A 14,664-nucleotide genomic window follows, 5' to 3' on the forward strand; every position below is an offset into this window, starting at 1 on the left:
GGGCGGAGGGGCCCCCGGAGCCGCCCCGGCTCCCCGCACCAGGAGGGCCGCCGTGCCGTTGTCCGACGACCAGCCGCACACTCGCACGCGGCTGCCGGTCGGTGAACAGCCCTCCTCCCTGGCGGCCGGCCGTCAACCCAGGCCGCTGCGCACGCTGCTGACGGTCCTGGTGGTCGTCACGCTCCTGGTGGTCGCGATCTCCATCGCCAACCGGGGCAAACCCGACCCGTCCGGCACCCCCGCGGGCGGCTCCGCCGACCGGGCCACCTCGACCGCCACCACCGGCGCGGGCCCCGCGCCCAGCGGCGACCAGCCCGTCGACACCACCGCCAACGGCATCGCCGCAGGCTTCCCGCACACCGACCAGGGCGCCCAGTCGGCCGCGGCCAACTACGCGGTGGCCATCGGCTCCGCCGACATGTTCCGCACCGACAGCCGCCACACCATCGTCGCCACCATCGCCGACCCCACCGCCACCCCGACCCTCCAGGCCCGCCTGGACCAGGGGTTCGGCGGTGACACCGTGACCCGCTACGGACTGGACGCCCAGGGCCGCGCACCCAAGGGGCTCACCTTCGTCAGCCGTACCGTGCCGGTCGGTACCAAGTCGGTCGGCTACAGCGACACGGAGACCAAGGTCGAGGTCTGGTGCACCGGCCTCACCGGCCTGGCCGGCGAACGGTCCGTCCTCCCGGTCGTGGCGAACTGGTTCACGCTCACTTTCACCCTCCGCTGGACGGGCAGCGACTGGAAGCTCACCGACTACGCCAGCCGGCAGGGCCCCGCCCCCATGCCCGGCGACCAGCAGGCCGCCACCGCCGACGAGATCACCGGCGCCGTCCAGCAGTTCGGGGGTTTCCGCTATGCCCGTTGACCACAGCACCACCCGGTTCCTGCCTCGCACCGGAGGAGTGCTCGGAGCTCTGGTGGTCCTGCAGACCGCTGCTCTTCTTCTGGCATCCCATGCATTCGCAGAACCCAGCCCAAGCGCCACTCCAACCCCTAGCCCTACGGCGTCGCCGAGCGGTAGTGATTGCGACGTGCTTCCCCTGCCGGGAAGCGGTGTCTACTGCGCATCCAAGCCAGGCGGTGGCTCCGTCCCCGGGAGTGGGACGGTGGGGAGTGTGACGGATCCGCTGGGGTCGTTGGCGAAGGGGTGTGCGCAGGCGGCGGCGTGGGTGGTGCGGAAGCTGTCGGGGGCGATCGACGGGACGACGGAGGTGGACTTCACCAACGCGTCGTTCCTGCAGCAGTACGCGGTGGTGTTCGCCGCGTCGACGATCATCACGCTGGTGCTGTGGCTGCTGGCGGTGACCAAGCGGGCGGTGCGTGGGGCGCCGCTGGCGACGGCGGTGTCGGAGGCGATCGGGTTCCTCTGGCTGACGGTGGTGGCCTCGGCGTTCACGCCGCTGATCCTGTACACCGTGGTGAGTGCGACCGACGGGTTGACCAAGGCGGTGGCGGTGGGGACGAAGTCGGACACCGGGACGTACCTGGGCGGGTTCGCGGACACCCTGGAGAAGGGTGACATGGGCGGCGGACCGCTGATCCTGATCATCGTCTCGCTGGTGGCCGTGCTGGCGGCGGCGGTGCTCTGGATCGAGCTGCTGATCCGGGCGGCGATGCTGTACGTGGGTGCGCTGCTGGGGACGGCGGTGTACGCGGGCCTGGTGGACAAGCAGCTGTGGAAGCACGTGCGCCGCTGGGCGGGGCTGATGGTGGCGGTGGACCTGGCGAAGCCGATCATCGTGATCATCCTCGGGCTGGCCGGTGCGGTGGCGGCCGGGGCGGGTGCGGACGACGACTTCGCCCGGGTGTTGTCGGGCCTGGCGATCCTCTTCCTGTCGATCTTCGCGAGCGCCGCCGTGTACCGGTTCGTACCGGGCTTCGGCGACGAGATGGTGAACATGCGCCAGGCCCGGGCCAGTGCGGTGTCGGCCGGGTCGGCGATGATCAACGGGACCGCGAACCTGATGAAGCAGGGCATCACCACCCACGGCGACCGCGGCGGGCAGCCTGGCGGCGGGGGTGGGGGTGCCGGTGGCGGTTCGGTCGCACCGGGCATCGCCGCCCACGCGTCGCGGACGCCCGCGCCACCGCAACAGGCCGGGCCGCCGGCCCAGGCCTCGGGTCCGCTCCGCGACAGCAATCCAGCGAAGGGAGGGTGACGGGTAAGTGAGCAGCGAACCGCTCGGCCAGTACGGGGCCCAGTACGCCCAGTCGTACGTGCACCAGCGCCGTACCTATCTGATCGGCAAGGCCCGCCCCAACGCGCCGATCGGCCGGAACAGGGAGTCCGGCGAGATCGTGCTGATCATCTTCGGCGCCTTCCTCGGCATGGTCTGGGGCCTGATGATGCCGATCCTGCCGCTGCGGATCGGGGGCCTGGTCGGCCTGCCCCTGCTGGCGATCGCGGCGGTGTACGTGCCGTACCGGCGCCGGACGTTCTACAAGTGGGTGGAGATCAACCGCACCTACCGCCGGACGGTCCGCAGCGGGCGGGGTGTGTGGAAGTCGGACGCGATGGACGCCGGGACGCGGCTGGACGGCCGCGAGGTGGAGATCGGCCCGCCGCCGGGAGTCGGACGGCTGCGCTGGCTGGCGGCGCCGTTCGGGCCGGACGAGGTCGGGGTGCTGATGCACCTGGAGCGGCGCACGGTGACGGCGGCGATCGAGATCGAGGGCCCGGGCGTCGGCCTGCGGGACTCGGAGGACCAGGAGGCGCTGGTCGACCGGTTCGGGACGCTGCTGAAGCACGTCGCCAACGGGGACGGCTTCGTGACCCGGCTGCAGATCCTCGCCCGGACGCTGCCGGCCGACCCGGACGCGCACGCCAAGGACGTGGAGCGGCGCGGGGACCCGGACTCGCCGCGCTGGCTGATGGAGTCGTACGACCAGCTGCAGTCGATGGTGTCGACCTCCTCCGAGCAGCACCGGGCGTACCTGGTGGCCTGCATGCACTACACCCGCGACCTGGCGGCCGAGGCGCACGCGATGGGCCGGACCGCGAACGGGCGGCGGACCCGGGACGACGAGGGGCTGGCGGCGGTGATGGCCCGCGAGCTGACCGACATCTGTGCGCGGCTGGCGGAGGCGGACATCCGGGTGCGGCAGCCGCTGGGCCAGGCGCGGCTCTCCTCGCTGCTGCACTCGATGTACGACCCGGACCACCCGATCGACCACATCCAGGCGATGTCGAAGCGGAACGCCTGGCCGGCCGAGCTGGACGCCACGCACCAGCAGTACCTGCAGGCGAAGACCCGCGAGTCGGTGACCCGGGAGCCCTGGTGCCACGCGACGGCGTGGGTCAAGGAGTGGCCGCTGACCCCGGTGGGCGTCAACTTCCTGGCGCCCCTGCTGGTGCACACCCCGGACGTGATCCGGACGGTCGCGGTGACGATGGACCTGGAGCCCACCGACGTCGCGATCGAGCGGATGCTCACCGAGAAGACCAACGACGAGGCGGAGGCCAGCCGCGCCGCCAAGATGAACCGCACGGTCGACCCGCGCGACCTCGCCCACACGGGCCGGGTGGACCAGCGCGGCGACGACCTCGCGTCCGGTGCGGCCGGGGTGAACCTGGTCGGCTACATCACGGTCTCCTCGCGCAATCCGGAGGCGCTGGCCCGGGACAAGCGGACCATCCGCGCCTCGGCCGGCAAGAGCTACCTCAAGCTGGAGTGGTGCGACCGCGAGCACCACCGCGCGTTCGTCAACACCCTGCCGTTCGCCACCGGCATCCGCCGCTGATCCACCTGGAGGCCCCGCATGGCGATCGGTAACCTCACCGACGCGTTCACCAGCCTGATGTACGGCAAGGTGGAGACCACGCGCCTGCCCGTGCGCACCTCCACCGGGCAGGCGCAGGCGGTCTACCTGCCGACCGCCGCGCCCGGACTCGGCGACTCGGGCGTGATCATCGGGCGCGAGGTGTACAGCGGCAAGGGGTACGTCTACGACCCGTTCCAGCTGTACGGGCAGCAGCTGCCGGCGCCGCACTGGCTGGTGCTCGGCGAGTCCGGGAACGGCAAGTCGGCGCTGGAGAAGACCTACGTGCTGCGCCAGCTGCGCTTCCGGGACCGCCAGGTGGTGGTGCTGGACGCGCAGGGCGAGGACGGGGTCGGCGAGTGGAACCTGATCGCCAACGCGCTCGGCATAAAGTCGATCCGGCTGGACCCGATGGCGGCCCGGGACGGCGGGGTGAAGCTCAACCCGCTGGACCCGGCGATCACCCAGACCGGGCAGCTGTCGCTGCTGCGCACCATCGTCGAGGTGGCGATGGGGCGGGGTCTGGAGGAGCGGGCCGGCTTCGCGCTGAAGGCCGCGCACGCGCACGTGGCGGCCAACGTCCTGGACCGGCAGCCGGTGCTGGACGACATCATCGACACCCTGCGCAATCCGGCACTGGCCTCGGTGGAGTCGCTGGGCGTGGCGGTGGACGAGGTGCAGTCGTGGGGTCTGGACGTGGCGCTGGTGCTGGACCGGCTGGTCGACGGTGACCTCAGGGGCATGTTCGACGGGTCGACCACCGACGGCATCGACCTGGACGCGCCGCTGATCGTCTTCGACCTCTCGCACATCGACCGGAACTCGATCGCGATGCCGATCCTGATGGCGATCGTCGGGGTCTGGCTGGAGCACACCTGGATCAGGCCGGACCGGAAGAAGCGGATCTTCCTGGTCGAGGAGGCCTGGCACATCATCAACAGTCCGTTCGTGGCCCAGCTGTTCCAGCGGCTGCTGAAGTTCGGCCGCCGGCTGGGCCTGTCGTTCGTCGCCGTGGTCCACCACCTGTCGGACGTGGTGGACGGCGCGGCGGCCAAGGAGGCCTCGGCGATCCTGAAGATGGCCTCGACCCGGACGATCTACATGCAGAAGGCGGAGGAGGCGCGGGCCACCGGCCGGGTGCTGGGTCTGCCGCGCTGGGCGGTGGAGATCATCCCCACACTTTCGCCGGGCATCGCGGTCTGGGACGTCAACGGGAACGTCCAGGTGGTGAAGCACATCATCACCGAGGCCGAGCGGCCACTGGTCTACACCGACCGCGCGATGACCGAGGACGCCGTCGCCGAACGGGTGCGTGCAGAGCGTCAGTTGGCGTCCGAACCGGGCGTCTGAGCCCGGTTCGCCGGCGGCCCCGACGGGCGCCCGGCCGCGCTCCCCGCGAGCGGCGGCCGGGGTGCGCCGGGGGCGTGCCGGCGGGGAAAGTCCGGCGACGATTCGTCAGTAGGTAACCCTGTCGTTACGTCCAGGGTCCTGACAGCTACGCGCGTTGACTCTAGGCTGCACTCGCGCAACGACACTCAGCGCCCCTACGGACCCGTCCACAGCCGGGCGCTCTCTCTCAGGTGCAGGGGACCCCTTCATGCTCTCCGTCAGATCCCGACGTGCGGCGCTGGCCGTCATCGCCGCCGCCGGCCTGGTGGGCACGGTGGCCGTGCCCACCGCGGCCCAGGCCGCGGACGCCAAGCGTCCCAAGACCGTCAACCTCCAGTTGCTGGCCATCAACGACCTGCACGGCAACCTGGAGGCCCCGGCCGGCTCGTCCGGCACCATCCGCGAGATCGACCCGGCCACCGGCCAGCCCGTCAACACCCCGGCCGGCGGCGTCGAGTACCTGGCCACCGCGCTGCGCGACGCGCGCATACCGGCCGACGACTCGATCACCGTCGCCGCCGGCGACCTGGTCGGCGCCTCCCCGCTGACCTCGGCGCTCTTCCACGACGAGCCCACCATCGAGGCGCTGGACAAGCTCGGCCTGGACGTCACCTCGGTCGGCAACCACGAGTTCGACGAGGGCGCCGCCGAGCTGCGCCGCCTCCAGGACGGCGGCTGCCACCCGGTCGACGGCTGCTACGAGGAGGGGCGCAAGTTCAAGGGCGCCAACTTCAACTACCTGTCGGCCAACGTCACCGACGAGAAGACCGGCAAGCCGCTGCTGGCCCCGTACTGGGTGACCAAGTCGCAGGGCGTGAAGGTCGGCTTCATCGGCGTCACCCTGGAGGGCACGCCGAACATCGTCACCGCCGAGGGCGTCAAGGGCCTGAAGTTCGGCAACGAGGTCGCCACGATCAACAAGTACGCCGCGGAGCTGAAGGCCAAGGGCGTCAACTCGATCGTCGCGCTGATCCACGAGGGCGGCCTCCCGGCCAGCAGCACGTACAACTACGACTGCGGCCCGGCCGGCCAGGGCATCTCCGGCCCGATCGTCGACATCGCCAAGAACATCGACCCGGCGGTCGGCGCCATCGTCACCGGTCACACCCACAACGCGTACGCCTGCACCATCCCGGACCCGCAGGGTGTGCCGCGTTCGGTGACCAGCGCGGCCTCCTTCGGCCGGCTCTACACCGAGATCGACCTGAAGCTCGACAAGACCACCGGCACGATCGTCCGTCCGTCGGTCAAGGCCGAGAACCACATCGTGCGCCGCACGGTCGCGAAGGCCCCGGACATGACGGAGCTGATCGCGCACTACTCCAAGCTGGCCGCGCCGATCGCCAACCGCCCGATCGGTTACATCGCCTCGGACATCAACGGCCGCGGCAACAGCGACCCGGAGAAGCCGCTCGGTGACGTGATCGCCGACGCCCAGCTGGCCGGTCTCGCGCCCGCCGACAAGGGCGGCGCGCAGATCGCCTTCATGAACCCGGGCGGTATCCGCTCCGACCTGGTCTTCAAGGCCAGCGGCGCCGAGGGCGACGGGGTGGTGACCTACGGCGAGGCGTTCACCGTCCAGCCGTTCACCAACATGATGCAGGTCAAGACGCTGACCGGCGCCCAGCTGATCCAGCTGCTCCAGCAGCAGGTGAGCGGTCCCAACGAGGCCTCGCCGAAGATCCTGCAGTCCTCCAAGGGCCTCACCTACACCCTGGACATGCGCAACAAGGGTGCCGAGCGGCTCGTCGTCGACTCGGTCCGGCTGAACGGCGCGCCGATCGACCCGGCCGCCAAGTACCGGGCCGCGGCCAACGAGTTCCTGGCCGGCGGCGGCGACGGCTTCCCGGCCTTCGCGGCCGGCACCGACAAGCTCGTCGGCGCATCCGACCTGGACGTCTTCGCCGCGTACCTCGGTGCCAACAGCTCGGCCGCCGCGCCGCTGCAGGCGCCGGCGCAGGACCGCATCAAGGTCATCGGCCCGGGCAGCAGCATCGGCTGACCGTGAGCCGGTCGGGGCGGGGCGCCGTCGGGGCGCCCCGCCCCTCTGTGTTTTCCGGGCCTGTTGCCCGACGCCCGCCGCCTGTCGCGCGCGCCTTCCTGGGCGGCACCCGGGCTCAGGCCCTGGTCGGCCCGCCGGGCATCCGGACGGTGGCGAGCGTGCCCGGGCCGCCGTCCGGGGCCGGGCCGAGCGACACCTCGCCGCCGGCCTCCCGGACGCTCTGCGCCACGATCGACAGCCCCAGCCCGGAGCCCGGGAGCTGGCGCGAGGACGGCGAGCGCCAGAACCGGTCGAAGACGTAAGGCAGTTCGTCCGGCGGGATGCCGGGACCGTGGTCGCGGACGGTCAGTACGCCCTGCTGGAGGCGGACGTCGACGGCTCCGCCGGGCGGGCTGTACTTGACCGCGTTGTCCAGCAGATTGATCACGGCGCGTTCGAGGGCCGCGGCGTCGGCGTGCACGAACCAGGGCGCGACGTCGGTCTCGAAGACCAGCCCGGGGCCGCGCAACCTGGCGCGGGCGACGGCGCGTTCGGCGATCTCGTGCAGCGCGACCACGGCGAGGTTCCCGCCGGGCTTGGGGGAGTCCGGACGGGACAGCTGGAGCAGGTCGCCGATCAGGGCGGTGAGTTCCTGCATCTGGGCCTTCATGTTGCCCAGCAGCTTGGTCTTCGTGGCGGGCGGCAGCGGGCGGCCGGTGTCGTCGCTGCGGATGAGCAGGTCGACGTTGGTGCGCAGCGAGGTGAGCGGGGTGCGGAGCTCGTGCCCGGCGTCGGCGATCAGCCGGGTCTGCCGCTCGCGGGAGTTGGCCAGCGCGGTGCTCATCGAGTTGAAGGAGGTGGAGAGCCGGGCGATCTCGTCCTCCCCGTGCACCGGGATGGTGGTGCCGACCTCCTCGGTGCGGGCGATGTGCTCCACGGCGTCGCTGAGCCGGTCGACCGGCTTGAGCGCGGAGCGGGCCACGAGCCGGCCGGCGAGCCCGGCCAGGATGACGCCGCCGACGGCCACTCCGCCGAGGACGAAGGCGAGTTGGCGGAGATCACGCTCGATCCCGTCGACGGGGGCGGCGGTGAGGTAGGCGTAGCGGTCCCCGGTCGACGGGTCGGCGAGCAGGTTGACGCGGACCATGGCCGGGGTGCCGTCGAGGTAGCGGCCGTCCCGGTAGACGAATTCCTTGGACAGGGTGCCGACGAGGTCGCCGGCCTTGACCTCGACCGCCTTCGGCACCGAACCGGAGGTGAGGCAGACGGTGCCGTTCTTCCCGTAGAGCTCGGTCGTGAACTGGCCGGCTCCCCGGGGCGGGTTGTTGCCGACGAGGTGGGTCGAGAGCCTGTCGCGGATCTTCGCCGCGGCCTCCGCCTTGGCCTGGGCCTCCGGGGGCGACGCGGCGCAGTACCCGAGCCAGCTGCGCTGGAGCGTCGGGTCGGGCGGTTCCGGCGGGGGTACGTCCATGGCGCGGGAGAGGTTCTCCCTGACCTGGCCGTAGAGCTTCTGCTCCACGATGAACCAGCAGGCCAGCGCCGAGGCGGCGATGGCCACCGCGACCGCCGCCGCTGTCAGGAAGGTGAGGCGGCTGCGCAGTGAGCGGGCCCGGTACCAGGCGTGGAGGCGTTGCCGGGTGCGGTGCGGGACGCGCGGCGGGGCGAGGGGGGGTGGTGGGACGGCGGGGGTCACGTGAGCGTGCCGGCGGCCGGGCGGAGCGCGTATCCGACTCCGCGGACGGTCTGGACGAGCCGGGGCAGGCCGCCCTGCTCGGTCTTGCGGCGCAGGTACATCACGTACACGTCCAGCGAGTTTGAGGAGGGCTCGAAGTCGAAGCCCCAGACCGCCTTGAGGATCTGTTCGCGGGTGAGCACCTGCCGGGGGTGGGCGAGGAACATCTCCAGCAGCATGAACTCGGTGCGGGTCAGTTCGACCGGCCGGCCGGCCCGGGTGACCTCGCGGGTCGCGGTGTTCATCCGGAGGTCGGCGAAGGCCAGGACGTCGCCCTCCTCCTCGACCGCGGCGGCCCGGGCGGCGGCCTCGCCGGCGAGGGCGTTGCGGCGGAGCAGCGCGCGGACCCGGGCGAGGAGTTCGTCCAGCTCGAAGGGCTTGGCGAGGTAGTCGTCGGCGCCGACGTCGAGGCCGGTGACGCGGTCGCCGACGGCGTCCCGGGCGGTGAGCATCAGCACCGGGACGGTGTCGCCGCGCGAGCGCATCCGGCGGACGGCGGTGAGGCCGTCCATCCGGGGCATCATGATGTCGAGCAGGACGAGGTCCGGCCGGTCGCGTTCGACGGACTCCAGCGCCTCGTACCCGTCGGTGGCGGTGGAGACCTCGTAGCCCTCGAAGGCGAGGCTGCTCTCCAGGGCGTCCCGGAGGGCGGGTTCGTCGTCGACCACGAGGAGCCGGGCGGTGGGCTGCTGCCCGGGCTCGGCGGAGGTGCGGTCGTCAACGGACGGGGTCATGGGCGGTTGCCCTTTCTCTGGGCCTGAGGGCGCGGTGGTCGCAGGGCCGTGCTCGGAGGACCTGCTCGGAGGACCTGCTCGGGTCAATTGTCGGGCGTCGTCAGACGTTCTGGCCGGACTGCAGCTTGGGCAGCACCTGCTTGATGTCGTCGATCGGGATGGCGAAGCCGAGACCGACGCTGCCGGCGCCGCTGCCGCCGGCCGTGGCGCCGGCGCCGCTGGGCGAGTACATGGCCGAGTTGATGCCGATGACCTGCCCGCCCGCGTTGATCAGGGGGCCGCCGGAGTTGCCGGGGTTGAGGGCGGCGTCGGTCTGGAAGGCCCGGTAGGTGGTGGTGTCGCCGCCGGTGGGCCGGTCGCTGCCGCGCAGTCCGGGCAGGTCGGGGAAGCCGAACCCGCCGTTGCCGCTGGTGGTGCCCTCGTCGAGCTGGACGGTGACCTCGCGGTGCTGGGCGCTGATGATGCCGGAGGTGACGGTGCCGGTGAGGCCCTCGGGGTTGCCGATGGCGACGACCGGGTCGCCGACCGCGACGGCGGAGGAGTCGCCGAGGACGGCCGGGGTGAGCTTCTTGGCGCCGCTCGCGGTGATCACGGCGGCGTCGAGGCTCTTGTCGGTGCCGGTGAGGGTGGCGCGGGCGGTGGAGCCGTCGTGGAAGGTGACGGTGATCTGCCCGCCGGCGGCCGCGGCGGCGACCACGTGGTAGTTGGTGAGGATCTGGCCGCCTGCGGTGAGCACGACGCCGGTGCCGGTGGCGGTGCCGTTGGTGCCCTGGACGCTGATCTGGACGACGCTGGGCGAGACGGCCGCGGCGATGGCGGCGACGTCGGCGCCGCCGTCGGAGCGGGCGGCGACCGGGCTGGCGACGGTGCCGGTGCGGCTGCCGGAGCCGTGCTCCTGGGCGGCGACCACGCCGCCGGTGACCCCGCCGAGCACGGCGGCGACCGCGGCGACGGCGGTGACCAGGGTGAGCCTGCCGCGCAGCAGGCCGCGGCGGGCCCGGCCGCCGTGGGAGGCCGGGGCGCCGTCGCCGTGCCCGGACGGCACCGGCGGGACCGGCGGGACCGGGGGTGCGGGAGGGCCTGCGGGCGGGGGAGGGGGCGGAGTGCCGACCGACGGGCCGCCCGCGGCCGGGTACCCGGGGTCCTGGTGGGTGCTGCTGCCGAGCACGGTGCCGGGGATGACCTGCGGATCCCCCTGGCCGTACGGCAGCCCGTCGCCGTACGGGTCCTGCCGTCCGTACGCGGTCCCGTACGGGCCGTCGTCCTGCGTGCCGCCGCGGTACTGCTCGTGATCGCTCATGCCGACCAACGTCCGCCCGCCGGATGAGAATCCGGTGAGAGTGCGCTCAGAACGCCCCGAGAAGCCTGTTGACTTCTCATAAAGCCTGGTCAGGCTAGTTCGCGGGGCCGGCCGGCGAGCAGCCGCAGGAACGCCGGACGACCAGGCGCGACGGGAACTTGCGGACCCGTTCGGTGTCCGAGCCGGGCACCATCAGCGAGTCGTCCAGCACCAGGTCGACCGCGGCCCGGGCCATCGCGTCCCGGTCGGAGGCGACGGTGGTCAGCGGCGGGTCGGCCAGTGCGGCCTCCGGCACGTCGTCGAAGCCGGCCACCGCGAGGTCCTCGGGCACCCGCAGGCCGAGTTCGCGGGCGGCGCGCAGCACGCCGATCGCCTGGTCGTCGGTGGAGCAGAAGATCGCCGGCGGGCGGTCCGGGGAGCCCAGCAGGCCGAGCGCGACGTCGTAGGCGCCGTACCGGTGGAACGGCGCGTCGATCAGGCGCGACTCGGTGGGCAGGCCGTGCGCGTCCATGGCGCGCTGCCAGCCCTCGACGTGGTCGATGACCGGGTCGCCGGGGGCGGGGGACTCCACCGGGCCGCCGAAGCAGGCCACGTACGAGTGTCCGTGCACCTCCAGGAGGTGGCGGACGACGGCCTCGGCGCCGCCCACGTCGTCGGTGACCACCGCGACGTCGTCGATGGCCTCGGGCCGGCGGTGCAGCAGGACGACCTTCGCGCCCTCCATCGCGGCGAACTCCTCGGCGGCCCGCTGGGACGGCCCCTGGCTGACCAGGATCAGGCCGGAGACCCGCATGCCGAGGAAGGCTCGGACGTAGTGGACCTCGCGGTCGTCGACGTAGTCGGAGTTGCCGATCAGCACCAGCTTGCCGCGTTCGGAGGCGGCGCGTTCGACGGCGTGCGCCATCTCGGCGAAGAACGGCTGACGGGCGTCCGGGACGACCATGCCGATCAGGTTGGTGCGGCGGGAGGCCATCGCCTGGGCGACGCTGTTCGGCCGGTAGCCGAGCTGCTCGATCGCCGCGAGGACCTTCTCCCGGGTGGCGGGCGCGACCGGTCGCGGCCCGTTGTTGATGACGTAGCTGACGACCGCGGTCGAGGTACCAGCCAGTCGGGCTACATCGTCGCGCGTCACTTTGGCCACGGGGGGAGTCTACGCGTGTGGCGTGCCGCGGGGCAGAGGGGACCGCGGCTACCGGGCGGTACCCGGAGGACAGCGCGGGGCGAATGCGGACAGGCCGGGCGGGTGTTCCCGCCCGGCCGGCCGGTCAGGCCTCCAGCGGAGCCGAGGAGCGCAGCGAAGCGGTCTCGGGCCGCTCCCCCTTGTCCGGCTTCTCGGGGACGACGAAGCGGTAGCCGACGTTGCGCACGGTGCCGATCAGCCCTTCGTGTTCCACGCCGAGCTTGGCGCGCAGCCGCCGGACGTGCACGTCGACCGTCCGGGTGCCGCCGAAGTAGTCGTAGCCCCAGACCTCCTGCAGCAGCTGCGCCCGGGTGAAGACCCGGCCGGGGTGCTGGGCGAGGTACTTGATCAGCTCGAACTCCTTGAAGGTGAGGTCGAGCACCCTGCCCTTGAGCTTGGCGGAGTAGGTGGCCTCGTCGACCGACAGGTCGCCGTTGCGGATCTCCATCGGGCTGTCGTCGGTGACCACCTGGAGGCGGCCCATGGCCAGGCGCAGCCGGGCCTCGACCTCGGCGGGGCCGGCGGTGTCGAGCAGGACGTCGTCGATGCCCCACTCGGCGGTGACCGCGGCCAGGCCGCCCTCGGTGACCACCAGGATCAGCGGGCAGCCGATGCCGGTGGAGCGGAGCAGCTGGCAGAGGCTGCGGATCTGCGGCAGGTCCCGCCGGCCGTCGACCAGGATGACGTCTGCACTGGGGGTGTCGACCAGGGCGGACCCTTCGGCCGGAGCCACCCGGACGTTGTGCAGCAGCAGGCCGAGGGCGGGCAGTACCTCCGCGGAGGGCTGCAGCGCGTTGGTGAGGAGGAGCAGAGAACTCATACCCGGTAGTCCCCTTTCCGGGTCGTCGCGGTCGCGTTACGGCTGCCGCCACAGCCGGATGGCGCACGTTCGGGGAGGTGCCGAGCGCAGCGCGTCCCGCGAGGGGCGGCGGCGGTCGGCGGGAGGGTGGGGGAAGCGGCGGACACCGGTGGGGAGCCGGAGCAGTCGTCGGCGCGCACGGCGGAACGGGGCGCGCGTCGAGGGTCCCGCAACCCGCGATGCACCGTTTCTGCCTTGCTCATCCGTGAACCTTCCGGTCCTGTCCGGTTCCGGGTGGCGGCCCGGAGCCGGGGTTCCGACACCCCGGCCTGGCCCCGGCACGTCGTTGTGCCGCTGGTGGCGGGGCGGTCCCTGCGGCACGCCGGGGGTGGGCCGACGATTCGCACGGACGTCCGTACTGGCGTCCTGAAAGCACAAAAGGATCCGGGGGCGACTCTGCCCGGACCCTCAGGGGTCGAGGATAGCCGACGGGTCCCCGCCCGGGGGAGGGCTCGAAACCGGCGGTTCGGCCTTTTCGGGCGCGCCCCGGGTGAGCCTGGCCACAGCTTCGCCCGGCCGACGGCGGGCGCCGGGCCAGGGCGGTTGCCGGTGGTGCGGGCGAACAGGCCATCATGGGACGCACATCGGCGGCACCGTGCGCGTACCCCTTTCGGGTGGGGCGCGGGCGCTCCGGTGGTGGACCCGGCCGGGGTACCGGGCCCGGGCGAGGACGACGAGAAGGGGTTGCCATGGGCGCGACCACCGGGCATCACGACCCGGCCGGCGCCACGCGGGTGAGCGGGACGATCCGCTACTGGGCGGCGGCGAAGTCGGAGGCCGGGCTGGCCGAGGAGCCGTACCGGGCGGCGACCCTGGCCGAGGCGCTGGCGGCGGTCCGGCAGCAGCACGCGGACCGGCCGAAGCTCGTCGGGCTGCTCGGACACTGCTCCTACCTGGTGGACGGTTCGCCGGTGGGCGGCCGTGACCACGCGGCCGTGGCCCTCACCGAGGGCGGCACGGTCGAGGTGCTCCCCCCGTTCGCGGGCGGGTGAGCGGCGTGACCGAGCCGAACAACCCCACCCCGGACAGCAGGCCGCAGCGGCAGTATCCGTACGGACCGCCGCAGCCGCAGCCGCAGCCGCAGCCGCAGTACCCGCAGGGGCCGGCGCAGCCGCCGCAGCAGCAGGCGCCGCCGCAGCAACCGCCCTATCCGTACGCCCCGCAGCAGGCGTACGCGCCGGATCCGTATGCGCAGCAGGGGCTTGCGGCTCAGCCGTACGCCCCCGATGCGGGGCATGCGCCCTACGGTGGCCATCCCGGTCAGCAGCCCCCCGCACCGCCCTACGGCCAGCAGCCGTCCGCGCCGCAGTCGTACGGCGAGCAGCCCCGGAACGGCCACGGTGGGCAGAACCCGTACGGCCGACCGCCGTACGGTGCCGGGCCGGGTGCGGGTGCGGCGGACGACGCCGCGACCGCCCTGCTTCCGCCGGTGCCCCCGTTGGAGGACCCGGCGGCCACCACACTCCTGCCGCCGGTCCCGGCATCGGACGCGACGCCCGGGGCGCAGGCACACGCCCAGGCGCACGCTCAGGCACAGGCTCATGCACAGGCAAACGCCCAGGCCCAGGCAAACGCCCAGGCGCACGCACAGGCTGAGGCTGAAGCCCAGGCCCAGCCCTTCGACTCGCCGACCATGACGCTGAAGCGCCCGCCGGCCCCCACCCCGACCGATCCGGCCACCGCCCGGGCCGCCCGCGCGGCGCGTGCGGCCCGGGCGGGAC

General features: G+C 72.8%; 11 protein-coding genes and 1 pseudogene. 7 read left to right on the top strand and 5 right to left on the bottom strand.

Translation table 11 applies throughout. The annotated features are described in order from the left end of the window. Positions 1-52 precede the first annotated feature (52 nt). From ABZY91_RS32115 to ABZY91_RS32135, 5 genes are all read left to right on the top strand, one after another. Positions 53-874 carry a hypothetical protein gene (locus ABZY91_RS32115; RefSeq protein ID WP_355406502.1) on the top strand — a complete coding sequence of 274 codons (822 nt, stop codon included), beginning with the start codon at positions 53-55 and terminating at the stop codon, positions 872-874. Continuing rightward, positions 864-2,168, top strand: a complete 1,305-nt coding sequence (locus ABZY91_RS32120; protein ID WP_355406504.1) for a hypothetical protein — start codon at positions 864-866, stop codon at positions 2,166-2,168. The genes ABZY91_RS32115 and ABZY91_RS32120 overlap by 11 nt, the downstream gene beginning before the upstream one ends. 7 nt (positions 2,169-2,175) lie before the next feature. Continuing rightward, a complete protein-coding gene (locus ABZY91_RS32125) occupies positions 2,176-3,750 on the top strand; it encodes an SCO6880 family protein (RefSeq protein ID WP_329884003.1) in 1,575 nt (524 codons plus the stop codon). Between the two features lie 18 nt (positions 3,751-3,768). Further along, positions 3,769-5,118: an ATP-binding protein gene (locus tag ABZY91_RS32130; RefSeq protein WP_329884002.1), complete on the top strand. Its 1,350-nt coding sequence runs from the start codon at positions 3,769-3,771 to the stop codon at positions 5,116-5,118. A gap of 247 nt (positions 5,119-5,365) precedes the next feature. Then, positions 5,366-7,159 carry a bifunctional metallophosphatase/5'-nucleotidase gene (locus tag ABZY91_RS32135; protein WP_329950628.1) on the top strand — a complete coding sequence of 598 codons (1,794 nt, stop codon included), beginning with the start codon at positions 5,366-5,368 and terminating at the stop codon, positions 7,157-7,159. Positions 7,160-7,274: 115 nt separating this feature from the next. On the opposite strand, the gene ABZY91_RS32140 is transcribed toward ABZY91_RS32135, so the two are convergent. The 5 genes from ABZY91_RS32140 to ABZY91_RS32160 form a co-directional block, all read right to left on the bottom strand. Further along, positions 7,275-8,831 (bottom strand): HAMP domain-containing sensor histidine kinase, encoded by a 1,557-nt coding sequence (locus ABZY91_RS32140; RefSeq protein WP_355406507.1) that lies wholly within the window; start codon positions 8,829-8,831, stop codon positions 7,275-7,277. Beyond that, complete coding sequence (locus tag ABZY91_RS32145; RefSeq protein ID WP_329950627.1) at positions 8,828-9,604, bottom strand: response regulator transcription factor; 777 nt, start codon at positions 9,602-9,604, stop codon at positions 8,828-8,830. The genes ABZY91_RS32140 and ABZY91_RS32145 overlap by 4 nt, the downstream gene beginning before the upstream one ends. Positions 9,605-9,704: 100 nt before the next feature. Next, positions 9,705-10,904 carry a trypsin-like peptidase domain-containing protein gene (locus ABZY91_RS32150; RefSeq protein ID WP_355406509.1) on the bottom strand — a complete coding sequence of 400 codons (1,200 nt, stop codon included), beginning with the start codon at positions 10,902-10,904 and terminating at the stop codon, positions 9,705-9,707. A 94-nt stretch (positions 10,905-10,998) separates the two neighbouring features. Then, positions 10,999-12,045: a LacI family DNA-binding transcriptional regulator gene (locus tag ABZY91_RS32155; protein ID WP_329950625.1), complete on the bottom strand. Its 1,047-nt coding sequence runs from the start codon at positions 12,043-12,045 to the stop codon at positions 10,999-11,001. Positions 12,046-12,169: 124 nt separating this feature from the next. Continuing rightward, positions 12,170-12,904 (bottom strand): response regulator transcription factor, encoded by a 735-nt coding sequence (locus ABZY91_RS32160; protein WP_329883994.1) that lies wholly within the window; start codon positions 12,902-12,904, stop codon positions 12,170-12,172. A 728-nt stretch (positions 12,905-13,632) separates the two neighbouring features. Here ABZY91_RS32160 and ABZY91_RS32165 point away from each other — a divergent pair. Both ABZY91_RS32165 and ABZY91_RS32170 read left to right on the top strand, forming a co-directional pair. Then, complete coding sequence (locus ABZY91_RS32165; protein ID WP_329883992.1) at positions 13,633-13,935, top strand: MoaD/ThiS family protein; 303 nt, start codon at positions 13,633-13,635, stop codon at positions 13,933-13,935. 5 nt (positions 13,936-13,940) lie between these two features. Beyond that, positions 13,941-14,664 (top strand): annotated as a pseudogene (locus tag ABZY91_RS32170) (hypothetical protein); the annotation flags it as partial.

The sequence above is a fragment of the Kitasatospora sp. NPDC002965 genome (genome assembly GCF_040611255.1).
GTDB lineage: Bacteria > Actinomycetota > Actinomycetes > Streptomycetales > Streptomycetaceae > Kitasatospora.